Source organism: Poseidonocella pacifica (assembly GCF_900111875.1).
Taxonomy (GTDB): domain Bacteria; phylum Pseudomonadota; class Alphaproteobacteria; order Rhodobacterales; family Rhodobacteraceae; genus Poseidonocella; species Poseidonocella pacifica.
Map to the genome: position 1 here is coordinate 77,008 of NZ_FOJU01000004.1, position 23,210 is coordinate 100,217.

Below are 23,210 nucleotides of genomic sequence, written 5' to 3' on the forward strand. Positions count from 1 at the left end.
CCGGTTGCAATGACCAAGGGATGCACAGATATATGGGCAAACGAAAGGGCAGACATGGCAGAAAGTGACGCATTCCCCGGCTGGCACGGCACCACGATCATCGGCGTTCGCAAGGGCGGCAAGGTCGTCATCGCGGGTGACGGACAGGTGAGCCTCGGCCAGACGGTCATCAAGGGTACGGCGCGCAAGGTGCGACGTCTCTCCCCCGGAGGCTATGATGTGCTGGCCGGGTTCGCAGGGTCAACAGCCGACGCATTCACCCTGCTCGAACGGCTAGAGGCGAAACTCGAAGCGACGCCGGGACAGCTTCAGCGTGCCTCGGTCGAGCTTGCCAAAGACTGGCGCACCGACAAGTACCTGCAGAAGCTCGAAGCGATGCTGATCGTCTCGGATGGCAAGGATCTTCTTGTGATCACAGGCGCGGGTGACGTGCTGGAGCCTGAACATGACGTGACGGCTATCGGATCCGGCGGGAACTACGCGCTGTCCGCAGCTCGCGCCCTCATGGACAGCGAGATGGATGCGGAACAGATCGCCCGCCGTTCCATGGCCATCGCCGCAGACATCTGCGTCTACACAAACGGCTCGCTCACCGTCGAAACCATCGACGGCTGAGCCGCCCCATCTCCCCGCACGGAAGGATACCGGACGTGACCGATCTCACTCCCCGCGAAATCGTCAGCGAGCTTGATCGCTTTATCATTGGCCAGAAGGATGCCAAGCGTGCCACGGCCGTTGCACTGCGCAACCGCTGGCGCCGCAAGCAACTCGACGCGGACCTGCGCGACGAGGTCTATCCCAAAAACATCTTGATGATCGGGCCCACCGGCGTCGGCAAGACGGAGATTTCGCGCCGGCTCGCCAAGCTGGCCCGCGCCCCGTTCATCAAGGTCGAGGCGACGAAATTCACCGAAGTCGGATACGTCGGCCGCGACGTAGAGCAAATTATCCGCGACCTGATGGACAATGCCATCGCGATGACCCGCGAATATATGCGCGAAGACGTCCGAGCCCGAGCGCATGAAGCCGCAGAAGAACGCGTCATCGAAGCTGTCGCCGGGGAAGACGCGCGTGAAGGCACACGCGAAATGTTCCGCAAGAAGCTCAAGAACGGCGAACTGGATGACACCGTGATCACGCTGGAACTGCAGGACAATTCCAACCCGCTTGGCATGATGGATATTCCCGGCCAACCCGGCGGCAACGTGGGGATGCTCAACCTTGGTGATATGTTCGGCAAGGCCTTCGGAGGGCGGACCACGCGCAAGAAACTGACCGTGGCAGAAAGCTATGACATCCTGTTGGGTGAAGAGGCCGACAAGCTGCTCGACGATGAGGCGGTCATACGTACGGCGCGGGAAGCAGTCGAACAGAACGGGATCGTGTTTCTCGACGAGATCGACAAGGTCTGTGCCAAATCCGACGCGCGTGGCGGCGACGTCTCCCGCGAGGGGGTTCAGCGCGATCTGCTTCCCCTGATCGAAGGCACGATCGTTTCGACGAAGCACGGCCCGGTGAAGACGGATCATATCCTCTTCATCGCGTCCGGGGCGTTCCACATCGCGAAACCCTCCGATCTTCTCCCCGAACTACAGGGTCGTCTGCCCATCCGGGTCGAGTTGCGCGCGCTGACAGAAGCGGATTTCGTACGCATCCTCACCGAAACCGACAACGCGCTGACGCTGCAATATACGGCGCTCATGGGGACCGAAGATGTGGAGGTTTCCTTCACAGAGGACGGTATCGCGGCGCTTGCCCGCATCGCTGCGGAGGTCAACAGTTCCGTCGAAAACATCGGGGCGCGTCGGCTCTATACTGTGATGGAGCGGGTGTTTGAGGAATTGTCCTTCACCGCGCCGGACCGGTCCGGCGACAAGATCGTGGTGGATAGTGACTTCGTGGAAAAGAACCTTGGAGAACTCACACGCAGCGCCGATCTCAGCCGCTACGTTCTCTGAGGGCCACGCCGCAAATAGACATAATAAGCCCCCGCGCCCCCGTGACGGATATGCGCGGGGGTTACCTGCAGAACAGCGGATCTGAGCGGCGGAAGCGAAAGCCACTGTGGCACACTGTGGCGCAGGATGCCGGGACGCACGGGGATTGGCCCGCCTTCGTCTCGGTCACGGCCCTTTCCGGTGATGACCAGAACAAGCCGCCTGCCCCGCCCGTGCGCATCAAGAATAAAACGGCTTAATGCGGAATGCGCGCGGTCCCTGGTCATCCCGTGCAAATCCAGCCGCGCCTCGGGGCGCAACTTGCCACGTTTCATCCGATCATGGGTCCGGCGGTCCATCGCAAGAGGCGGTTGTGACGTAGGCCCGGATGAGGTCTGCGGCTTTGCACTCTCGCCAAGTCGGAACGCGGGAATGGGATCAGGTTGCGCCTTGGGTGCGGGCGAAATCGGCTGCCGCACTTCCGGCTCCGCCATCCCGTGCGGGCGAGCATGGAGCGGGTCCGTGCCTCGTGCAACGCGCTCCCAGAGTTCCCGCTCGTCTGGCCGAAGTCGTCTCTTCTTGCTCATGCCGCAGGCAACCTCGGGAGAAGGGCGATCATCCGACCTCCCTGTTTCATCCCTCCTGCGATCCGCCCGGCATCACGGCCTGTCCCGATAAAGATGTCTGCGCGCTGTGGTCCCTTGATCGCCGCCCCGGTATCCTGCGCGATCATAAGACGGCGTATCGGCTGTGGCCCGTCTGTTTCGATCCAGACGGGCAATCCTAGTGGGGTATGGTCCGGGTCAACGGCAATGCTTCGCATGGCCGTCACAGGACAGCCCAATGTACCGATGGGGCCCTGTGCCTCAGGCATATTCAACGGCCGGAAGAAAACGAAGGACGGGTTATGATGCATGAGCGCCCGACCCTCGACCGGGTTGACCTCTATCCAATCACGGATGGCGTCCGCCGAAATCTCCTCGGACGTAAAGATTGACCGACGAAGCAACTCTTTGCCGATTGAGCGATAAGGATGCCCATTGCGCCCGTCGTATCCGACCCGCAAACATCCTCCCTCCCGCAGCCGTATGCGGCCAGATCCCTGAACCTGCAGGAAGAAGGCGTCGGCGGCGCTTGCGACCCATGCCAACTCCAGCCCGGACAAAGCATCGCTCTCTTCGATCTCGCAGCGGGTAAGCCATGGTGCATCGCTGGAGAGCGCATCCGGGCGGCGATAGATGGGAACGGGAAACGCGGTTGATGGCGTAAGCGAGCCATCGAGTTCAGGCTCAAAGTAACCTGTGAAGAGCGCGCATTCAGGATCGCCGATCAGAACGGGCCGAAATCGCTCTTCAAAGAAAGCGCGTGCATCATCAGGGCCGACAAGATCCTCATTTCCACTCTGTCGATAAACTTTCAGAGCGTCGTGATGATTGTCCTCAGCCCATCCTATCAGATCGTCAAAGGCGATCTCTCGCTGGGCAGGGTGATCCTGCCCGGCGATGAGGTCGATCCCAACGGTCACTCGCCCGTCGCGACCAGCTGCCAGTTGGGGTCGTCACTGCCGAAGGAACGGGCGAAGGTCCAGACGTCTTTCTGGCGCTTGATCTCGGTGGTGCTGCCCTCGACAATCTCTCCGCTCTCGTTGCGAACGGCGGACGTCATCTCACCGGTGAAGCGCACGGTGATCTCGCCCTCGCTACTGCTCTCGTCGAAATTCGCATCGACAAGCGCCGTCTCGCGTACCCCGATGAACTGCGCTTCGACACTCAGGCCCTGCGCTTCGCGTGCGGCGACGGCCTGCGAAAAACTATTGTAGATGTCAGCGGAAACGAAAGGACGCAGGCTTTCGACATCCCCGCGCTCGAAGCCCATCAGGATCATCTCATAGGCGGAACGTGCGCCCCCGAGAAAGTCGGAGACGGAAAAGCTCGGCTCGACCCGCTTCATCGCTGCGAGAGCTTTGCCCTCCGGGCTGTCTTCGGCGACATAATCGGTGATGTCTCGATCTGGCCCACCTTCGATGACTTCGAAGCTCCGCTGTCGTTCCCCTGCCCCGGTTGTCGCACCTGTGCGTGGGACCGGCGGTTTCTCGAAGCCGTCACGCGTGCCCAAGACGCTGCGCAAGCGCAGGATCAGGAAAATCGCGATCCCGGCCAGTACCAGGAGTTGGAGTATCTGGGAGTTCATCGACACCTCGCGGACGCTATGGGGTTGGTATCACCCCGATACCGCACCTATGTAGGGTAGCGTCAGGGTCAAGTCTACCATTCTACCCGAACGAGCAAGGGGGCAACATGTGGCTTTTCGCCATCTTCATCGCGGTACCGCTCATCGAGATCGCGCTTTTCATCCAAGTTGGCGGGCTGATCGGCCTTTGGCCAACACTTGCAATCGTTGTGCTGACGGCGATTGCGGGGACCTATCTCGTGAAAAGTCAGGGGCGAAATGCGCTGTCCAGGATTCAGGCATCGTTCAACGAATTGACCGATCCGACCGAACCGCTGGCCCACGGGGCGATGATCCTTCTGTCCGGCGCGCTTCTTCTTACGCCTGGGTTCTTCACCGATGCTTTTGGCTTCTCTCTTCTTTTTCCAGCTGTGCGCCGCGCCGTATTCCGGTCCATGCGCCGCCGCATCAAGGTACAAAGCTTTCGCACGGGGCCCGGCCCGAGGCCAGTTTACCCAGATACAATTGAAGGGGAATTTGAGGAGGTTTCGGGTGAACCTGCTGAAAACGCGGGGCCCGAAGAGTTTGGTGACGGTACCAAGCGCCCCACACATCGCCCCTCCGGCTGGACGAAGCATTGAGGCGCGACGGGGCATCTGGTAAGCACCGGTCCGAGATCATATCCACCGGAGATTACAGATGGCCGAGAACGGCAGCCTAGACGAAACCGCCGCAGGAGCAGCGCAACCTCAGCAGCAGATCAAGATGAACGTGCTTGCGCAATTCATCCGCGACATGTCCTTTGAAAACATCCTCGCTCAGAAGGGTCTTCAGGGCGAAGCAAAGCCCGAAGTCTCCGTGCAGGTGAACCTCGATGCCCGCAAGCGCAGCGTCGAGCATCAGTATGAAGTGATCACGAAGCTGACCATCAATTCCAAGAACAAGGAGTCAGGCGAACCGCTCTTTTTGCTTGAGCTCGAATACGCTGGTGTCTTCCTGGTCGAAGGTCTGAAGGACGAACAGCTGCACCCATTCTTGTTGATTGAGTGCCCCCGGATGACATTCCCGTTCATCCGCCGCGTCGTCAGCGATGTAACCCGTGATGGTGGTTTCCCACCACTGAACCTAGAGACGATCGATTTCCTTGCGCTGTACCGCAACGAATTGACTCGTCGTCAGCAAGAACAGGCCGCTCCGGCCCAGTGATCGACCGGCCGGGCGTCTTAGCGCCCGGTCACGCTTTTTGCCGCCACAGAGCGTTTTCCCCAAGCTTCGCGATGAATGCATCATGAGCCTCGGCCTCTGCTTCAGTCAAATGGCGCGGCAATGGCGCGGGCCTGGGATACGGGCGCCAATCGTCGCTTGATTGCGTCGTGGTCCGCTGCTGCTCACCACCGCTCAACCCAAAATCAGGCTGCCGTCCTCCAATCAGTTCGAGATAAACCTCTGCGAGAATCTCGGAGTCGAGCAACGCTCCGTGCAAGGTCCGCGAAGAGTTGTCGATACCGAACCGGCGACAAAGCGCATCCAGTGATGCCGGGGATCCCGGAAACTTGCGTCGCGCGATCGCGAGCGTATCGGTTGCGCGATCATGCGGGATCTGCGGCAATCCCATCCATCCCAACTCGGCATTGAGAAATTTCATATCGAAACTGGCATTGTGGATGATTAGCTGCGAGTCGCCGATGAAATCGAGGAATGCTTGCCCGATTTTTGCAAAGACCGGCTGCTTTCGCAAAAAGTCATCGCCCAGGCCATGAACCTGAAACGCTTCTTGTGGCATGGAGCGTTCGGGATTGATGTACTGATGATATGTCTCGCCCGTGGCGACGTGGTTAAACAACTCCACCGCGCCGATCTCGACAATCCGATCCCCCTGCTCCGGCTCGAAGCCGGTGGTTTCAGTATCGAGCACAATCTCACGCATCCGAATTCTCCCGCAGTCGCTTCACAAGTGCTTGCACCTGCTCGCGGGTGGCTTCAAGCGTTTTGGTTTCTATGATCACATCGGCTCGGGCGCGTTTCTCTGCATCTGACATTTGTCGCGCGAGGATGTGATCGAGATCTTGTTCAGTCATCGCATTGCGCGACAGAACCCGAGCCCGCTGTATGTCTTCCGGCGCTGAGACACAGACGGTCAGGTCCATTTCCTGATCTGTCTTCGTCTCGAAAAGAAGGGGAATATCAAACACGGCGATGTCCGCAGCGGTCTCGTCGATGAATCGTCCACGATCTTCGCGAACCAGCGGATGGACGATATCCTCTATGCGTCGAAGCGCTTCAGGGTCATCGTGAATGATCTCCCGCAGCTTCGCCCGGGATACCGCGCCGTCCTGCACCGCGGAAGGATAGAGCGCTGCGATAGGCGCTACTGCGGCGCCGCCGGGCCCATAGAGGCGGTGGACCGCAGCATCTGCATCCCATACCGCGCAGCCAAGATCTGCAAACATGCGCGCCGTGGTCGACTTTCCCATTCCAATCGACCCAGTGAGCCCAATTCGGCAGGTCACTTGAGAATAAGGTCACGAAGTTCCGGGGTGACTTGCGGCCTCACCCCGAACCACCGTTCGAACCCCGGGACTGCTTGATGGAGCAGCATGCCCAACCCATCGACCGTCCTGCAACCCCGCGCCTGAGCGTCCTGAAGGAGCGGTGTCTGAAGCGGCGAGTAGACGATATCGGTGACGATCGTCTCAGGTCTCACACCTGCGAGTGAAAACCGAAGTTCCGGCTTGCCTGTCATACCCAGAGAAGTGGTGTTGACCAATAGGCCCACCCTGTCGACTATCCCGGCGGCCTTTTCCCAATCGACGATCTGAACCTTGGCGCCGAACGTCTCCCGCAATGTTTCCGCGCGAATACGAGTGCGGTTGGAGAGAAAGATCCGCGTCGTGCCTGCGTCAATCAGTGCGGCCAACACCGCCCTCGCAGCGCCCCCGGCTCCAAGAACAAGCGCATCAGTAGCAGGGTCCCAGTCTGGGGCCCCCTGACGAAGGTTTTCGATGAACCCATATCCATCGGTGTTGTCCGCATGGATCCTGCCGTCCTCACCAAAGATGAGTGTATTCGCCGCCCCGATCATCGTGGCGCGGTCAGTTACGTTATGAGCAAGACGCAATACCGCTTCCTTGTGGGGCGCGGTCACATTAGCGCCCACAAATCCCATCCGCGGCATGGCACGCAGAACGTCTTCGAGATTTTCGCTCGTGACATGGATCGGTACGTAATGTCCGGGAATATCGTAACTGCTAAGCCAGTGGCCATGAAGCCGGGGAGATTTACTAAAGCAAACCGGGTCCCCCATGACGCCGGCGAGCGGTATTTGGCTGTGCGTCATCCGCTGATGATCCCCCGCGTGGTCAGGTAGTTCAAGATTTGTAATAGCGGCAAACCCAGTATGGTGAAATAGTCGCCTTCAATCGAACTGAAGAGCCGAACACCTTCTTCCTCAAGCTTGTAACCCCCGACGGAGTGGCGGATGTTATGCCAGTTCCTCGATACGTAGTCCTCAAGATACTCATCCGTTGCGTCGCGCATCCGCAGATGTGCCACTCCGATGTGTCGCCAGACTGGGACGGCGTTTTCATAGATCACAGCAGCCGACAGCAGAGTATGGCGGTCATTTCGAAGCCGCTTGAGCTGGTCGAACGCTTCGCCGGGTGATCCGGCCTTGGCTAAGCATGTCTTTTCATGCTGCAGTACCTGATCACAGCCCAACACGAGCGACGAAGGAAAGCGAAACGCCACCTTCCGCGCCTTTTGTTCTGCGAGAGCATCGGCGATGTCGCGCGGCGCCGCACCTTCGGCGAGAAGGCCCGCACGAAGTAACTCTTCGTCAACTTTGGCGGGGCAGACTGCGACCACCAATGCTGCATTTTCGAGCAGAGTCTTCCGGGTCAACGATCCGGAAGCGAGAACGATATGAGCGTCTTCTGTGGATAACATTGGGTACTTCCGATCGGATAGTTCTTGCTTGAAACGGGCATAACCCCTGTTTCAAGCGTTCGCCAACATTCCCATCCCACACAGACCTTTTCGCCGACATGGTTTGTACCCTGTGGGTTAGTACAACTTCGATGTTGGATACTTTCGCCAAATTCCTGCTTGAGGAAAGAAGGTCCCGAAGATTTTCCAGTTTAACCCGTTGAAATAAATATATATTTCTAGAGTATTTCCGGTAAGTACCTTCTCCTGTCGTACTCAGATGGGTGTGTATAACTCATGGGAAAAAATTTGATCCACAGAAATCTGAGTCCCTACAAAATCATCATCACTTCTTTCTATATATTATTTTCTGTAGATGGTTGGCGACCAACCGAAGGGCCGAGCCATGAATTTTCTTCTCGATCTCTACCCTTGGACGAAAGTCGTTCACGTACTTTCCGTCATTGCGTGGATGGCTGGGCTCTTCTACTTGCCCCGTTTATTCGTGTATCATGCGGAGCAGGTCGCGATCGGCGGAGAGACCGATCGATTGTTCCAGACGATGGAATACAAATTGCTCCGTCTCATCATGAACCCGGCGATGTTGACGACGTGGATTTTTGGTTTGGCGCTTGTGGCAACTCCCGGCATCGTAGATTGGGGATCGCTCTGGCCGTACACCAAGATTTTTGGCGTACTTGGCATGACATGGTTCCACCATTGGCTGGGGCTGCGCCGCAAAGAGTTTGCCGCTGGGCAAAACCGGTTTGACGGCCGTCGCTACCGGATAATGAACGAGGTTCCGACGTTGTTGCTCATAGTCATCGTCGCGTCGGTCATCGTGAAGTTCTGAGCTGAGGTTGACTCAGCCCACGTCACTCGGGTATTGGCCCTGATCAACCCGTCCGGGTTGCGAATTTCATCAAAATCGAGCGTTCAGGCCTCCACCGGTCACGCTGAAGGATATGTTTAGATGACCCAAGAGAGTCTCAACCTCGCAGACTTGAAGGCGCAGAGCCCGAAGGTCCTTCTTTCGATGGCTGAAGAGCTCGAAATCGAGAACGCCTCGACAATGCGTAAGGGCGAGATGATGTTCTCGATCCTGAAAGAGCGCGCCGAAGAGGGCTGGGATGTCTATGGCGACGGCGTGCTTGAAGTTCTACAGGATGGGTTCGGCTTTCTTCGCTCTCCCGAAGCGAACTATCTCTCGGGGCCGGACGATATTTACGTTTCTCCCGACATGATCCGTCAGTACTCGCTTCGCACTGGAGATACCGTCGAAGGCCAGATCAAGGCGCCTGACGATAGCGAGCGTTATTTTGCGTTGACGACCGTGACGGTGATCAACTTCGAGGATCCGGAGAAGGCACGCCACAAGATTGCCTTCGACAACCTGACGCCGCTCTATCCCGATGAGCGTTTGACGATGGAGGTCGAGGATCCAACGGTTAGGGACCGCTCTTCACGTGTCATCGATCTTGTCGCGCCGATTGGTAAGGGTCAGCGGAGTCTTATCGTTGCGCCACCTCGGACAGGTAAGACTGTTCTGTTGCAAAATATCGCAGCCAGCATCGAGAAAAACCATCCCGAGTGTTACTTGATCGTTCTGTTGATCGACGAACGCCCCGAAGAAGTTACAGACATGCAGCGGAGCGTGAAAGGGGAGGTCATTTCCTCTACCTTTGATGAACCTGCGACCCGCCATGTGGCGGTCAGTGAGATGGTGATCGAGAAGGCCAAGCGCCTTGTCGAGCATAAACGAGATGTTGTGATCCTTTTGGATTCCATTACAAGACTTGGTAGGGCGTTCAACACTGTGGTCCCATCTAGCGGTAAGGTTCTTACAGGTGGTGTCGACGCCAACGCCTTGCAGCGACCGAAGCGGTTCTTTGGCGCGGCTCGTAATATCGAAGAAGGAGGCAGTTTGACGATTATCGCGACTGCTCTGATCGATACGGGCAGCCGTATGGATGAAGTGATCTTCGAAGAGTTCAAAGGTACGGGTAACAGTGAGATTGTTCTGGATCGTAAGATCGCCGACAAGCGTGTGTTCCCTGCGATTGACATACTGAAGTCCGGGACGCGGAAAGAAGAGTTGCTGGTCGAGAAGATCGACCTTCAGAAGACCTTTGTGCTACGTAGGATCCTTAATCCGATGGGTACCACGGATGGGATTGAGTTCCTCCTATCGAAGCTGAAGCAGACAAAGAGTAATGCTGAGTTCTTCGATTCTATGAACACCTAGCGAGCTCAAAGGGCGCATGTTGTGGATACGATCTTTGCCTTGTCAACGCCGCCGGGGAAGGCGGGCGTAGCGATAGTCCGTGTGTCAGGGCCGAAGGCGTTTGACGCAGCCGAAAAGCTGGCAGGCGGCGTTCCAGAACCCAGATATGCTTCACTGAAGAAAATACGGTCTTTGTCCGGGGCACTTATCGATGAGGGCTTGATCATCGCTTTCCCTAAGGGAATGAGCTTTACCGGTGAAAATGTTGTTGAATTTCAAGTACATGGAAGTAATTCCGTTGTAACTCTTCTTCAAGCCGAACTCGCCAAACTGGATGGTTTCAGGCATGCGAGAAATGGTGAGTTTACGCGGCGAGCACTTGAAAATGGACGGTTGGATCTCACCCAGGTTGAAGGTCTGGCAGATCTGATTGAAGCTGAGACTACTGCTCAGCATGCGCAAGCAATGTCGAGTTTCTTGGGGCGCTTCTCGGAGAAAGCTGAGGCTTGGCGCGCTGAGTTCGTCCAGATCAGCGCATTACTTGCAGTGATGATCGATTTTTCTGATGAAGATGTGCCATCTGACGTGATACCTGTGGTCATCCCTCAACTAGCGAATATTCGTTATGAGATTTCAGCGGAATTGGACGGCGTTTCCGTTGCGGAACGCATTCGAGACGGATTCGAGGTCGCGATTGTCGGAGAGCCTAATGTGGGTAAATCCACGCTGCTGAACTACATTGCGAGGCGCGAAGCGTCCATTATTTCGGACATACCGGGGACAACGCGGGATGTCATAGAGGTTCGCGTAGACCTCCGAGGGCTTCCGATTACGTTTCTCGATACGGCCGGTATTCGTGAATCCAGTGATCCCATAGAAGCGATGGGTGTGTCACGCGCTATTGCTCGCGCTGAGCGGGCGGACCTTAGGATATTTTTGGTGAATGGTGGTGAGAGCTTTGTGGTCGAACGAAAGCCTGGCGATATCGTAGTCGGTTCGAAGCGGGACTTAGGAAGCGACCGCGCTTTCGCCATCTCGGGCCTATCGGGCGAAGGCGTAGACGAACTTCTATCTGAGATCTCGGATATACTGATAGATCGAGTAGGGCTAGGCGGGCTAGCAACGCGAACGCGCCACTATAATGCTCTAAAATCTTGCCGTGATGCGATTGACGAAGCGTTGCGTTATCTAGAACTAGGTGAGAGTAGCGTGGATTTAGCCGCGGAAGAAGTACGTTCAGCTGTCTATGCTCTTGAGGAACTTCTAGGTAGAGTTGACGTAGAAGAAATGCTCGGTAAAATTTTCTCATCCTTCTGCATTGGGAAATAGACAATGTTTCACGTGAAACAATTCGATGTCGTGGTTGTTGGTGGGGGGCACGCCGGAGTCGAGGCGGCACATGCGGCACATCGTCTTGGACTGTCAACGGCACTGATCACGAAATCAAAGTACGACCTAGGAGTAATGTCTTGCAACCCGGCAATAGGCGGGTTGGGTAAGGGACACCTTGTACGTGAAATAGATGCGTTGGATGGATTGATGGCGCGTGTAGCAGATCGATCCACTATTCAACATAGGCTGCTCAATCGCAGTAAAGGGCCGGCGGTTCGAGGGCCACGAGCACAGATCGATCGCTCGGTGTTTCGCCAGGAGATGGCGTCTGAGATCGCGAAAGCAGGTAATATCTCCGTTATAGAAGGTGAGGTCCTCGATATAATCGAGGAAAACGGACGAATTTGCGGCGTGAATGTCGCAAAGCTCGGGGATATTCGGGCTACTTCGACTATCATTACTACCGGGACCTTTCTGGGTGGTAAGATATTTGTTGGACGAGAGGTCGTTTTCGGTGGGAGAATGGGGCAAACGTCCTCCAAGGCGCTTTCTGACCGTTTCAGAGGTTTGGGTCTCGGGGTAGGGCGTCTAAAAACGGGAACTCCGCCTAGATTGAACTCGAGAACGATCAACTGGGATGCGCTCAGTCGTCAGGAGGGTGATACGCACCCTGAATTTCTGTCCTTTATGACGCGGAAAACATCTTTGCCTCAAATTGCCTGTGGGGTAACGGCGACAAACGATCTTACTCACGAAATTATCCGGAATAACCTCCATTTGTCGGCGATGTACGGAGGAGATATCGAGGGCGTGGGGCCCAGGTATTGTCCCTCGATTGAGGATAAGGTGAGCAGGTTTGCGGATAAGTCAGAACATCAAGTTTTTCTTGAACCTGAAGGTTTGAACGACGATACCGTTTACCCGAATGGTATCTCTACATCCCTACCGGTAGACATTCAGGAATCTTACGTACGGTCTATTAGAGGGTTAGAGCAGGTCGAGATCCTCCAACCTGGATATGCGATAGAATACGATTTTCTGGATCCAAAGTCGTTGGAACCCACGCTTGAGCATTCAGAGCTAAAGGGCTTGTACTTCGCTGGGCAAATTAATGGGACGACTGGATATGAGGAGGCTGCCGCCCAGGGTTTGGTCGCGGGGCTGAATGCCGGACTGGCGGCGAAAGAACTTCCAGGACTTAGTTTTGATCGATCCAGTTCGTACATTGGGGTTATGATTGATGATCTGGTCAGCCGTGGTGTGACTGAGCCCTACCGAATGTTTACATCCCGCGCGGAGTTTCGGTTGAAACTTCGAATCGACAATGCCGATCAGCGTTTGACGGAAATAGGATATTCGATCGGGTGCGTATCTGAGGATCGCTGGGCTCACTATAGTACAAAGAAGGGACGCATAGCTGCGGGATACCACATCCTGTCCAGGCGGGGTTTTACGTCACACGAACTTGAGAGAGTAGGGTTCTCCGTCAAGCATGATGGGCAGAAGCGAACTCCATTTGAACTCCTTTCATTGCCTGGCGTCGATCTTGCTGATGTTGTCAAACTCGTCGAATCCAATGAAATCGCAGAGTTTGAACCGTCAATACTTGAGCAACTGGCTATAGAAGCACGATACGCGCATCTTCTTCATCGTCAGGAGAGCGAAGTTGAGGCGCTTGCGAAAGACCAGAATCTAACAATCCCCTTAGATTTTGATTACGAACGGCTTTCAGGGCTTTCGAACGAGGTAAAATCCAAGCTTAAGGCCCACGAACCAAAAACTATCGCCCACGCTGCTAGATTAGAGGGCATTACACCAGCTGCGTTGACACGGATCGTCATCGAGCTTCGGCGAGTGGAGTTAAGCCGAGCCCATGTCGGTTGAACTATCAGTTGAGGAGGTAGCTGACCTTCGGAAGTTCGAGGAGTTGGTTCTTAGCTGGACTGCTAGGATTAATTTGGTATCGCGGGAGCAAAGAACCCACCTTTGGGACCGGCATATACTTGATTCTGTTCAACTTTCTAGAGCGCTCGTTGAGCGGTGCACTTGGCTTGACGTTGGTAGCGGTGGTGGATTTCCAGGGATCGTGCTTGCAGTAATTGCGAAGCACAGATCCATAAGCGTCGATTTCACTCTAGTAGATAGTGATAAGAGGAAGTGTGCATTTTTAACGTACGCCTCCCATAGTCTATCACTAAATGTGCATGTACGCGCAGAGAGGGTCGAAGATTTGGCTATGGATTCAGCGGATAAGATCAGTGCGCGGGCTTTTACCTCGGTCGGGCGGATTATCGCGCTGACAGGACCTCATTTGCGAAAAGATGGTGAGCTTCACTTGCTCTGCGGTGAGAATTGGAAGAAAGAAGTGGAGTTGGCTCGGAAAGAGTACAACTTCGATCTGGAAGCGACGCCTAGTGTGACGAATCCGGCGTCCAGTGTTCTCAAAATCTCGGCGATCAGACATGCATAATCATGGTACCACCGCAGACACCCGAGTGATTGCGATCGCGAACCAGAAGGGCGGGGTGGGCAAGACAACAACCGCAATCAACCTGGCAACCGCACTTAGCGAACTTGGGAAGCGTGTCCTTCTGATAGATCTGGATCCTCAGGGAAATGCATCGACTGGACTTGGGCGCGAACTCAGGGACAGAACTTATTCGTCGTATGACTTTATTTTCAACCGCACGAAGCTGGCAGAAACGATATCAGAGACCAAGTACGAGAACCTAGATATCGTAGCATCGACCACGGACCTGAGTTCCGCTGATATTGAGCTTTATGACAGGGAGCGAAAGCTCTATCAGCTAAAGGACTCGATCTCCGCGCTGCGCCGAGCGGAGTTGCACTATGATTTCGTGTTCATCGATTGTCCGCCATCTCTCAATCTCCTGACGCTTAATGCCTTGGTAGCTTCGAATTCCATCGTTGTACCGTTGCAAAGCGAGTTCTTTGCGCTTGAGGGGCTTTCCCAGCTCATGCAAACAATCACAATGATCAGGAAATCTTCTAATAAGTCATTGAGAATAGAGGGAATTCTTGTGACTATGTTTGACGCTCGGAACCGAATTTCACGTCAGGTAGAAGACGATGCTCGGAGCCACTTGGGTTCCCTCGTGTTTGAGACGCGCATTCCTCGCAGCGTCCGTCTCAGCGAAGCGCCATCATTCTCGCAATCGATTCACGACTACGATAGATACTCCAAGGGGGGCCAAGCGTATCGAAAGCTTGCTTGGGAAATCCTCCGTCGGTACGAAACTTCCCAGGAGACAGCACATGTCCAGTGAGAGCCGATCGAAGGGCCTTGGTCGCGGCCTCTCCGCACTTCTGGCCGATATTCAGCCCGAACAGGACGAGCGGCTTGATCGTGCGTATACGAAATTTGTTCCCATCGAAGAGGTCGAGCCTAATCCGGACCAGCCACGAAAGGCATTTTCGGATGCTGATCTTGACGATCTGGCCAACTCGATTGCGGAGAAGGGTATCCTGCAGCCGCTGATCGTGCGTCCGGTCAACGGGGGAGAACGCTATCAAATCGTCGCGGGTGAGCGTCGTTGGCGTGCCGCGCAAATGGCGCGTCTTCATGAAATTCCGGTTCTTGTCAGGGAACTTAACGACGTCGAAGTGCTTGAGATCGCCATTGTCGAGAACGTACAGCGCGCGGATCTCAATGCTATAGAAGAGGCGACAGGCTATAAACAGTTGATCGATAGCTTTGGCCACACGCAGGAAAAGATCGCGACGGCACTCGGCAAAAGCCGGAGTCACATCGCCAACGTCCTACGGCTATTGAACCTTCCCCCTGAGATACAGGCCTATGTTTCACGGGGGCTCATTTCCGCCGGACATGCGCGTGCAGTCATTGGTCATGAGCGGGCCGTTGAACTCATCGAAGAGGCGGTCAAGAAAGGACTGAGCGTTCGGGAAATCGAGAAGCTTGCCAAAAAGACCGAGACACCGTCGAAGGCAACTCGCCGGTCTGCGCGTAGCGGCTCCAAGGATCCTAGTACAATTGAGCTTGAATCTGATCTGAGCGCCGCGGTCGGGATGAAGATCGGCATTGATCACGATGAAGAGCGGGGCAGTGGCCGCGTTTCGATCAGCTATGATACTTTGGATCAGTTGGACGATATTTGCCGCTTATTGGGGCAGTCAACCAGCCGCGATTAATGACGAAACGATCGCATCGGTGAGGGGCCGCCCCTTTGTCGTGATGCGTAGGCCGTTCTCTCCTGATTGCAGGAGCCCCAGCTCCTCCAGTCGCGCAATTTCCGACTGGCTGACCGATTTCCCGGCGATCGCGTGGTACCGATCCAAATCCATACCTTCGGTGAGGCGAAGCGACATCATGAGGTATTCATCCGCCTGATCTTCGGGTCCCAGATCTTCGATCAGCGCTTCCCCAGCGCCGTTTTCAACGGATTTGAGCCACGGAATTGGCGCTTTTGGCTCCGTTGTGGCGCGTTTTAACCCATTCACCGTGAGGCGCCCGTGGGCGCCAGGTCCGATCCCCGCGAAGTCACCATACCGCCAGTAGATCAAGTTATGCTCACAGGCATTCCCGTCGGCCGCGTAGTTGGACACCTCATAATTCTCTATGCCCGCCTTGGCTGTCCGTGCTCCGGTCTCCTCGAACAGGGCAATGGCGAGGTCCTCATCGGGCAAGCCATTGAGCTTTCCCGCAGCCTTGCGCTTTGCGAACATGGTCCCCGGCTCAATCGTCAGCTCATAAAGCGAGAGATGCCCGGCGGCCATGTCGAGCGCCCGATCAAGCTCTGATTTCCACGCACTCAGCGTTTGGCCCTGGCGCCCGTAGATAAGATCGAAGGAGGAACGCGGGAAGGTTTGCTGGGAAATGGAGATCGCGCGCAGTGCGGCTTCGACATCGTGCAGACGTCCGAGCCGGCGCAAATCGTCGTCGTGCAGAGCCTGCACGCCGAGTGACAGCCTATTCACGCCAGCATCACGCAGCGCACGAAACCGGCCGACCTCAGAGGAGGATGGGTTTGCTTCTAGCGTGACTTCAAAATTGTTCGATATCGGCCAGGTTGCTCGAATTCGTTCAAGAATGTGTCCGACCGTATCTGGGTCCATGAGGCTGGGCGTTCCGCCGCCGAAAAAGACGGTAGATAACGTCCGACCGGGAAATTCCCGGCCAAGACGATCAATCTCGGACAAGTAGGCACGGCGCCAACGGGATTGATCTATGAACTGGGAAACGTGGCTGTTGAAATCGCAATAGGGACACTTGGCCTCGCAGAACGGCCAGTGAATATAGATCGCGAAACCAGCATTCTGCCAATCCTCAATCAAAACAAACCTTTACGAACTTTTCGAAAGCGAGGCTGCGATGAGAGATAGCGTGCTTTCGCTCTGGATCCATTTCCCCTAAGGTTTCCGTTTCACCCTCAGGCAGGAACATTGGGTCAAAGCCAAAGCCGCGGTCGCCGCGCTTGGGCCAGACGAGAACGCCTTCGACTGTCCCTTCGAAGATCTTGTCGCTGCCATCGGGGAAGGCGAGGCATAATGTACAGTGAAACGCGGCAGAATACGGGGCAGGGCGCCCCGTGATCTGCACAGCCTGCCAGACCTTTTCCATAGCCATATCAAAATCGCGGCCATGCTCTGTCTCGGCCCAATCCGCGGTATGGACACCGGGGCGACCATCAAGCGCGATGACGCTCAATCCGCTATCGTCTGAAAGGGCAGGAAGGCCAGTTTCGCGCGCCGCGTGATGAGCCTTCAATCTTGCGTTTCCGGCAAAGGTCTCTTCTGTCTCGTCCGGCTCACTCAGCCCGAAGTCCTTCGCCGATTTCACCTCTACGTCATAGGGAAGAAGCAATGCCGCGATTTCCCGCAGCTTGCCCGCGTTGTGGCTTGCCAGAACAATGGTTCCGCTGAGATGATCAGACATTGGTGACGGATTTCTGGATTTCTGCGAGTTGAGCAACGCCTTGTTCCGCAAGACCCATGAGGTTGTCCATCTGCGCGCGGGAGAAGGTTGCGCCCTCGGCTGACATCTGAACTTCGATGAGGCGCCCCGAGCCTGTCATGACAAAGTTGCCATCGACGCCGGCTTCGCTGTCCTCGGGGTAATCGAGATCAAGAACGGGTTGCCCCGCATAGATGCCACAGGAGATCGCTGCCACCGGGTCGGGAAGGGGGTCGCTTTGGATCGACCCTGTTTTCAAGAGCTTGTTGACTGCGAGGCGAAGAGCGACCCAACCACCGGTGATGGAGGCACAGCGCGTGCCGCCGTCCGCTTGTATCACATCGCAATCGACGGTGATCTGACGTTCTCCAAGTGCGACCCGGTCTACTCCGGCCCGGAGGCTTCGCCCTATCAGGCGTTGAATTTCCACGGTCCGGCCACCTTGCTTGCCCGCCGCGCTTTCGCGGCGCATCCGGGAATGGGTCGCCCTCGGGAGCATGCCGTATTCCGCAGTGACCCAGCCAAGGCCCGATCCCTTGATAAACGGCGGGACGCGATCTTCGATCGTTGCAGTACAGAGGACGTGCGTATCGCCGATGCGGATGAGGCAGCTTCCTTCGGCGTGTTTGGTGATACCGGTTTCGATTGAAACCGACCGCATTTCACTTAAATCTCGACCGGATGGGCGCATGTGGTTTCCTTCCTTATTTTGTGGGGAGATACCTCTGTGCCTTGGGGGAGCGCAAGCCTGATTGACCCCGCGCATGCTTCGGACCTATGCTTCTCACTTGGCAAATATGACATGACCAACCAATCTGGAATCATCGATGAGCTGAACGAGCGGTCGCGCGAGGTATTCCGGCGCGTCGTCGAAGGATATCTTGAAAGCGGCGATCCCGTCGGAAGCCGTACCCTCACCCGGAACTTCAGCCAAAAGATCAGCGCCGCCACGATCCGCAACGTGATGCAGGATCTGGAGTTTCTGGGTTTGCTCGACAGCCCCCATGCCTCCGCAGGCCGCGTTCCGACACAGCTTGGGCTTCGTATGTTTGTGGATGGGCTCCTCGAGGTGCGCAATCTCGACGAGGGTGACCGCAGCAAGATCGACGCGACGGTCGCCAGTAATTCTGCCGATGTCGGCGGTCTGCTTGATGACATCGGAACCGCGCTTTCGGGAGTGACTCAGGGGGCATCGCTGGTGCTCGCGCCCAAACGCGAAGCGCCGATCAAGCATATCGAGTTCGTCTCTCTGGCCCATGATCGTGCGTTGGTGGTGCTGGTGTTTGCCGATGGACATGTAGAGAACCGCCTTTTCACGCCGCCGCCGGGTCAAACACCCAGCTCCATGCGAGAGGCCGCGAACTTCCTGAATGCACTTGTTGAGGGAAAGCGGCTGAGCGACTTGCGGGATGTGATGCGCAAGGAAGTCACCCGACGCCGACAGGAGATCGACGTACTCGCCCGCGATCTGGTCGAAAGCGGCCTTGCGGTATGGGATGGGGAAACGGACCGTCACGAACGCCTCATCGTCCGGGGCCGTGCAAATCTACTTGGTGGTGGTGCAGAAGAAGAAGACGTCCTGAAGATTCGTGAGCTGTTTGACGATCTTGAGCGCAAACGAGACATCGCGGAATTTCTCGAATTGGCGGACGAAGGGGATGGGGTCCGTATCTTTATCGGCTCCGAAAACAAACTTTTCTCACTTTCGGGTTCATCTCTGGTGGTTTCTCCATATATGAACGCAGACCGTAAGATCGTGGGCGCCGTCGGGGTGATTGGACCGACGCGCCTAAACTATGGACGTATAGTGCCGATCGTGGATTACACGGCGCAGTTGGTCGGAAAGCTGATATCCGACCGCGGATAGAGGTGAGACATGGCAGAGCCAAGAGAAGACGAGTTCCTAGACGACGTCGAGACCGCCGAGGCGGAGGCTTACGCAGAGGAGGCCGGGGAAATTAGCGACGAAGCCATTGAGCTCGATTCCCTGAAGGCCGAGCGTGACGAGCTACGCGATAAGTGGATGCGGGCGTTGGCAGATGCGGAAAACTCCCGCAAACGCGCCGACAAGCAACGCCGCGAAGCCGAGCAGTATGGCGGGTCGAAGTTCGCCCGTGACATGCTTCCGGTCTATGACAACCTCAAGCGTGCGCTCGAAGCGGCAAACGACGAACAGCGCGAGGCCGCGAAAGCCCTCATCGAAGGGATCGAACTCACCCTACGCGAGTTGCAGAACGTCTTTGAGAAACACGGGATTCACGTCGTGTCGCCAAAGGTCGGTGATCGTTTTGATCCGCAGGTGCATGAGGCGATGTTCGAAGCACCCTTGCCGGGCACCAAAGCAGGCGAAATCATTCAGGTCTCTGCCGAAGGCTTCATGCTGCATGAGCGTCTTTTACGTCCGGCAGCGGTAGGGGTCTCATCGACCCCCGCCTGATCTAGCGTACACGGAGCTCGGTTTCGGCGTCGAAGAACAGGATACGAGATGTGTCCACCTCGAGCCCGACCGAGTCTCCGTCCCTCGCAGGGCGGTCTTCACCAGCTTCCACGATGACGCGTTCCTGCGTTTCCTTGTTCCGAAGATAGATGTAGGAGACGCCGCCGAGCGATTCCGTCAGGTCAACAACGTGGCTCTCCCCGGGAACAATACGTGCGTGGCCGGGGCGTATTCCGGCCGATAGGGCGCGTGTCCCACCACCGATCGACGCAGGCGCCGCGACGGAGATGCCAATCCCGGGAATACGGATTTCGGCGTTTTGGGCGGTAGCCCCGACAAAGTTCATAGCGGGCGATCCGATGAACCCTGCGACAAACTTGTTGTCGGGATCGCGGTAGAGATCCATTGGGGCACCGACCTGTTCGATCCGCCCGGCCCGCAACACCACGATCTTGTCAGCGAGCGTCATCGCTTCGACCTGATCATGCGTCACATAGATCATCGTCGCGCCGATTTCCTTGTGCAAGCGAGCAATCTCGACGCGCATCTCGACCCGCAGTTCCGCATCAAGGTTTGACAACGGTTCGTCGAACAGGAACACGTCCGGCCCCCGTACGATGGCCCGCCCGATCGCGACCCGCTGGCGCTGACCTCCGGAAAGCGCTTTGGGCTTGCGGTCCAAATAGTCCTCAAGCTTGAGGATTCGTGCCGCTTCGTCGACCTTTGCGCGGATCTCTTCCTTGGGCTGCCGGTTCATTCTCAGGCCGAAACCCATATTTTCCCCGACCGTCATGTGGGGATAAAGCGCGTAGGTCTGAAAAACCATAGCGATCCCCCGCTCGGCCGGATCGAGGTGGGTTACGTCGCGCCCAGCAATGGAGATGCGACCGTCTGTGGTTTCCTCCAGTCCTGCGATCATGCGCAGCAGGGTCGACTTTCCGCATCCCGAAGGCCCCACGAAGACGCAAAACTCTCCGTCCTCTACCGCAAGGTCGACCCCATGCATGACTTGTACTTCGCCGTATTTCTTGACGACGTTCTCGATTGAGACACCAGACATCAGGCGACCTCCTCCCCTATGGATTGCTCAGGAAAGCGCCAATCCTCCACAGCGCTTGCGATTTCTTCTGCTGCCGCACGAATGCGCGGAGCAAGAGCGGCCAGACCATCAAGGTCGGTCTGGGCCGTTGTGCTTGTTATCGAAAGTGAGCCCAGAACCCGTCCGCGGCGGGACAGGATCGGAAGAGCGACACAGATAATTCCCGGCTCGTGTTCCTCGCGGTCAAATGCATAGCCGCGGGATCGGATCGCCACCAATTCCTGGCGCAAGGCGTCGGGCGTCGTCAGTGTATGATCTGTAAATCGGTGATAGCTCTGCTGCGGGAGCGCCGCGTTCAGATCCTTCTCCGGGAGAAAGGCCAACATGGCCTTGCCGACACCGGTGCAATAGGCGGGGCCGACTTTGCCCGCCTCGCTATACATGGCGATCGGCGTCCGAGCGTTGCGTTTGTCGACGTAGATCACATGGGCATTGTCAAGTTGGGCAAGGTGAACGGTGTGCCCGACATCAAGGCTAAGGCGATCTACGGCATCGCGGGCAATCGGGGCCAGGGCGCTTTGCCGCCACGCCGAGTGGGCCATGCGGACCAGTCGCATCCCAAGAGTATAGGACTGACGGTCCGGATCAAACTGAAGCATTCCCTGATTCGTCAGTGTCTGCATCAGGCGATACAGCGTTGCCTTGGGGTAGGGCGCACGGGACTGAAGCTCGGCAAACCGAACGGGGCGCTCAAAGCTTGCGACGAGGTCAAGCACTTCCAATGCCTTACCCACTGTACCGTCGCCGTGTTGCTTCTCCATGAAATCCTCCCTCGCGGCAGCTTTGCGACAAGCGCTCATCACCGTTGTTGACAAACATAGGGCAGTTCGCATTATCATTTCAATATGTAAAACCAAGTTTCATTATTTGGAACTTGGGGAGCTATAGGGAGGAGACCAAATGCTACAAAAATCCACGCTTGCGGTGGCACTTGCTGCTGCGACATGTCTTGGGGGCGGCGCGAATGCCGCTGACCTCGTCATCAATTTCGACGATTTGAATCCCGGTCCAAAGCAAGGCTTTGATGACGCGGTGGCCCTGTTTCAGAAAGAAAATCCCGACATCAATGTCATCGTGAACAACAATGACCGAGAGGCGCACAAGACGGCGATCCGCAACTTCCTGACGGCAGACGCGCCCGATGTCACAAGCTGGTATCCGGGTAACCGCATGGCGCCTTTTGTGGATGCGGGCCTGTTTGAGCCGGTCACTGACCTATGGGAAGAAGAGGGCTTTGGCGAGCACCTTGCAGCCATCAAGCCGACCATGACCCGCGATGGAGAAATCTGGGGCGTTCCCTATTCCTACTACCAGTGGGGGATCTATTATCGCAAAGACATCTTCGACTTGCTTGAACTCGAAGAGCCGCAAACCTGGGACGAATTGCTTTCCGCTTGCGGCAAGATGAAGGAAAATGGGGTCACCCCTTTCACCATCGGTACCAAGTTCCTGTGGCCTGCTGCTGGGGTGTTCGATTATATCAACCTGCGCACGAACGGGTATGAGACGCACATGGCGCTCACCGCCGGTGAGGTCAAATATACCGACGAGCCGATCCGCGAAACCTTCGCGAATTTCGAAACCCTGATCAACGAATGTGGCTTTGTCGAAAACCACGCCTCGATGAGTTGGCAAGACGCGATCGCGCCCTTCTCGAACGGCGACGCGGCTATGTATGTCATGGGCAACTTTGCCGTGGATGCTTTCTTGAACTCCGGCCTCGACGTGTCACAGCTCGATTTCTTTCCCTTCCCGACGATTGATCCGGATGTTCCGGCAGCAGAAGAAGCGCCGACGGACGCGTTCTTCATTCCGGCCAATGCCAAGAACAAGGAAGATGCGCGTAAATTCCTCGCTTTCGTGGCGCGGCCGGACGTGCAGACGCAGTGGAACAAGACCATGGGCCAACTGCCCATCAACTCTCAGGCGGACGTTTCGGATGACAAGTTCATTCAGGAAGGTTTCGCGATGTTGAACAAGGCACAAGGTCTCGCACAGTTCTTCGACCGTGATGCACCGGCTGAGATGGCCAAAGCGGGGATGGAGGGCTTTCAGCGCTTCATGACCGATACCTCGACGCTCGAAGAGGTGCTGCAGCGCCTCGATGAGGTTCAGGCGCAAGTCTACTGAACCCCGTTCGGCGGGCGCCTTCGGGC

The 23,210-nt window shown here is 56.4% G+C and carries 26 protein-coding genes; 14 read left to right on the forward strand and 12 right to left on the reverse strand.

From position 1 onward, the window contains the following. Positions 1 to 54 precede the first annotated feature (54 nt). Both hslV and hslU read left to right on the forward strand, forming a co-directional pair. Positions 55 to 615 carry an ATP-dependent protease subunit HslV gene (gene hslV / locus BM234_RS12275; protein WP_092065399.1) on the forward strand — a complete coding sequence of 187 codons (561 nt, stop codon included), beginning with the start codon at positions 55 to 57 and terminating at the stop codon, positions 613 to 615. Between the two features lie 35 nt (positions 616 to 650). Continuing rightward, entirely contained in the window at positions 651 to 1,958 is a 1,308-nt protein-coding gene (gene hslU / locus BM234_RS12280; protein ID WP_092065401.1) for an ATP-dependent protease ATPase subunit HslU, read from the forward strand. Here the strand turns inward: hslU and BM234_RS12285 are convergent. The 3 genes from BM234_RS12285 to BM234_RS12295 are packed head-to-tail and all read right to left on the reverse strand — an operon-like array spanning position 1,946 to position 4,127. Beyond that, positions 1,946 to 2,524, reverse strand: coding sequence for a Smr/MutS family protein (locus tag BM234_RS12285; RefSeq protein ID WP_092065403.1), 579 nt, complete (start codon positions 2,522 to 2,524; stop codon positions 1,946 to 1,948). The two genes, hslU and BM234_RS12285, sit on opposite strands and share 13 nt — an antisense overlap. Further along, a complete protein-coding gene (gene mltA / locus BM234_RS12290) occupies positions 2,521 to 3,462 on the reverse strand; it encodes a murein transglycosylase A (protein WP_245752630.1) in 942 nt (313 codons plus the stop codon). Before mltA ends, BM234_RS12285 begins: the two co-directional genes overlap by 4 nt. Continuing rightward, complete coding sequence (locus BM234_RS12295; protein ID WP_092065405.1) at positions 3,459 to 4,127, reverse strand: Tim44/TimA family putative adaptor protein; 669 nt, start codon at positions 4,125 to 4,127, stop codon at positions 3,459 to 3,461. Before BM234_RS12295 ends, mltA begins: the two co-directional genes overlap by 4 nt. A 107-nt stretch (positions 4,128 to 4,234) precedes the next feature. On the opposite strand from BM234_RS12295, the gene BM234_RS12300 reads away from it, so the two are divergent. Together BM234_RS12300 and secB are read left to right on the forward strand one after the other, a co-directional pair. Next, the gene (locus tag BM234_RS12300) at positions 4,235 to 4,747 is read left to right on the forward strand and encodes an FxsA family protein (protein WP_092065407.1); all 513 of its coding nucleotides are present in this window, start codon (positions 4,235 to 4,237) and stop codon (positions 4,745 to 4,747) included. 58 nt (positions 4,748 to 4,805) lie between these two features. Next, the gene (gene secB, locus BM234_RS12305) at positions 4,806 to 5,312 is read left to right on the forward strand and encodes a protein-export chaperone SecB (protein ID WP_092065409.1); all 507 of its coding nucleotides are present in this window, start codon (positions 4,806 to 4,808) and stop codon (positions 5,310 to 5,312) included. A 28-nt stretch (positions 5,313 to 5,340) separates the two neighbouring features. Here secB and dnaQ read toward each other — a convergent pair whose 3' ends face one another. From dnaQ to BM234_RS12325, 4 genes are read right to left on the reverse strand one after another with little or no spacing between them, the layout of a single operon-like run. Further along, complete coding sequence (gene dnaQ, locus BM234_RS12310; RefSeq protein ID WP_092065411.1) at positions 5,341 to 6,033, reverse strand: DNA polymerase III subunit epsilon; 693 nt, start codon at positions 6,031 to 6,033, stop codon at positions 5,341 to 5,343. Further along, positions 6,026 to 6,616 (reverse strand): dephospho-CoA kinase, encoded by a 591-nt coding sequence (coaE, locus tag BM234_RS12315; protein ID WP_092065413.1) that lies wholly within the window; start codon positions 6,614 to 6,616, stop codon positions 6,026 to 6,028. The genes dnaQ and coaE overlap by 8 nt, the downstream gene beginning before the upstream one ends. Continuing rightward, positions 6,613 to 7,443, reverse strand: coding sequence for a shikimate dehydrogenase (locus BM234_RS12320; protein ID WP_092065415.1), 831 nt, complete (start codon positions 7,441 to 7,443; stop codon positions 6,613 to 6,615). Before BM234_RS12320 ends, coaE begins: the two co-directional genes overlap by 4 nt. Then, positions 7,440 to 8,051 (reverse strand): Maf family protein, encoded by a 612-nt coding sequence (locus BM234_RS12325; protein ID WP_092065417.1) that lies wholly within the window; start codon positions 8,049 to 8,051, stop codon positions 7,440 to 7,442. Before BM234_RS12325 ends, BM234_RS12320 begins: the two co-directional genes overlap by 4 nt. 385 nt (positions 8,052 to 8,436) lie before the next feature. On the opposite strand from BM234_RS12325, the gene hemJ reads away from it, so the two are divergent. From hemJ to BM234_RS12360, 7 genes are all read left to right on the forward strand, one after another. Further along, on the forward strand, positions 8,437 to 8,883 hold the full coding sequence (gene hemJ / locus BM234_RS12330) for a protoporphyrinogen oxidase HemJ (RefSeq protein WP_092065419.1): 447 nt from the start codon (positions 8,437 to 8,439) through the stop codon (positions 8,881 to 8,883). 120 nt (positions 8,884 to 9,003) lie between these two features. After that, positions 9,004 to 10,275, forward strand: a complete 1,272-nt coding sequence (gene rho, locus BM234_RS12335) for a transcription termination factor Rho (protein ID WP_092065421.1) — start codon at positions 9,004 to 9,006, stop codon at positions 10,273 to 10,275. A 21-nt stretch (positions 10,276 to 10,296) separates the two neighbouring features. Continuing rightward, on the forward strand, positions 10,297 to 11,583 hold the full coding sequence (mnmE, locus tag BM234_RS12340) for a tRNA uridine-5-carboxymethylaminomethyl(34) synthesis GTPase MnmE (protein WP_092065423.1): 1,287 nt from the start codon (positions 10,297 to 10,299) through the stop codon (positions 11,581 to 11,583). A gap of 3 nt (positions 11,584 to 11,586) precedes the next feature. Then, positions 11,587 to 13,470, forward strand: a complete 1,884-nt coding sequence (gene mnmG, locus BM234_RS12345) for a tRNA uridine-5-carboxymethylaminomethyl(34) synthesis enzyme MnmG (protein WP_092065425.1) — start codon at positions 11,587 to 11,589, stop codon at positions 13,468 to 13,470. Next, entirely contained in the window at positions 13,460 to 14,056 is a 597-nt protein-coding gene (gene rsmG, locus BM234_RS12350) for a 16S rRNA (guanine(527)-N(7))-methyltransferase RsmG (protein ID WP_092065427.1), read from the forward strand. The genes mnmG and rsmG overlap by 11 nt, the downstream gene beginning before the upstream one ends. After that, positions 14,049 to 14,873: a ParA family protein gene (locus BM234_RS12355; protein ID WP_092065429.1), complete on the forward strand. Its 825-nt coding sequence runs from the start codon at positions 14,049 to 14,051 to the stop codon at positions 14,871 to 14,873. Before rsmG ends, BM234_RS12355 begins: the two co-directional genes overlap by 8 nt. After that, positions 14,863 to 15,756: a ParB/RepB/Spo0J family partition protein gene (locus BM234_RS12360; RefSeq protein WP_092065431.1), complete on the forward strand. Its 894-nt coding sequence runs from the start codon at positions 14,863 to 14,865 to the stop codon at positions 15,754 to 15,756. Before BM234_RS12355 ends, BM234_RS12360 begins: the two co-directional genes overlap by 11 nt. Here BM234_RS12360 and hemW read toward each other — a convergent pair. The 3 genes from hemW to rph are packed head-to-tail and all read right to left on the reverse strand — an operon-like array spanning position 15,739 to position 18,209. Next, positions 15,739 to 16,899, reverse strand: a complete 1,161-nt coding sequence (hemW, locus tag BM234_RS12365) for a radical SAM family heme chaperone HemW (protein ID WP_342714710.1) — start codon at positions 16,897 to 16,899, stop codon at positions 15,739 to 15,741. The two genes, BM234_RS12360 and hemW, sit on opposite strands and share 18 nt — an antisense overlap. Beyond that, positions 16,892 to 17,500 carry a non-canonical purine NTP pyrophosphatase gene (locus BM234_RS12370; protein WP_092065433.1) on the reverse strand — a complete coding sequence of 203 codons (609 nt, stop codon included), beginning with the start codon at positions 17,498 to 17,500 and terminating at the stop codon, positions 16,892 to 16,894. The genes hemW and BM234_RS12370 overlap by 8 nt, the downstream gene beginning before the upstream one ends. Beyond that, entirely contained in the window at positions 17,493 to 18,209 is a 717-nt protein-coding gene (rph, locus tag BM234_RS12375) for a ribonuclease PH (protein ID WP_092065435.1), read from the reverse strand. Before rph ends, BM234_RS12370 begins: the two co-directional genes overlap by 8 nt. Before the next feature lie 111 nt (positions 18,210 to 18,320). Here rph and hrcA point away from each other — a divergent pair, with 111 nt between their 5' ends. Next, positions 18,321 to 19,385, forward strand: a complete 1,065-nt coding sequence (gene hrcA / locus BM234_RS12380; RefSeq protein WP_092066032.1) for a heat-inducible transcriptional repressor HrcA — start codon at positions 18,321 to 18,323, stop codon at positions 19,383 to 19,385. A gap of 9 nt (positions 19,386 to 19,394) precedes the next feature. Then, positions 19,395 to 19,955, forward strand: a complete 561-nt coding sequence (locus BM234_RS12385; protein WP_092065437.1) for a nucleotide exchange factor GrpE — start codon at positions 19,395 to 19,397, stop codon at positions 19,953 to 19,955. Position 19,956: 1 nt separating this feature from the next. Here BM234_RS12385 and BM234_RS12390 read toward each other — a convergent pair whose 3' ends face one another. Further along, the gene (locus BM234_RS12390) at positions 19,957 to 21,015 is read right to left on the reverse strand and encodes an ABC transporter ATP-binding protein (RefSeq protein ID WP_092065439.1); all 1,059 of its coding nucleotides are present in this window, start codon (positions 21,013 to 21,015) and stop codon (positions 19,957 to 19,959) included. Further along, positions 21,015 to 21,815 (reverse strand): IclR family transcriptional regulator, encoded by an 801-nt coding sequence (locus BM234_RS12395; RefSeq protein ID WP_092065440.1) that lies wholly within the window; start codon positions 21,813 to 21,815, stop codon positions 21,015 to 21,017. The genes BM234_RS12390 and BM234_RS12395 overlap by 1 nt, the downstream gene beginning before the upstream one ends. Before the next feature lie 139 nt (positions 21,816 to 21,954). Here BM234_RS12395 and BM234_RS12400 point away from each other — a divergent pair, with 139 nt between their 5' ends. After that, on the forward strand, positions 21,955 to 23,184 hold the full coding sequence (locus BM234_RS12400; protein ID WP_092065442.1) for an ABC transporter substrate-binding protein: 1,230 nt from the start codon (positions 21,955 to 21,957) through the stop codon (positions 23,182 to 23,184). Positions 23,185 to 23,210: the final 26 nt, after the last annotated feature.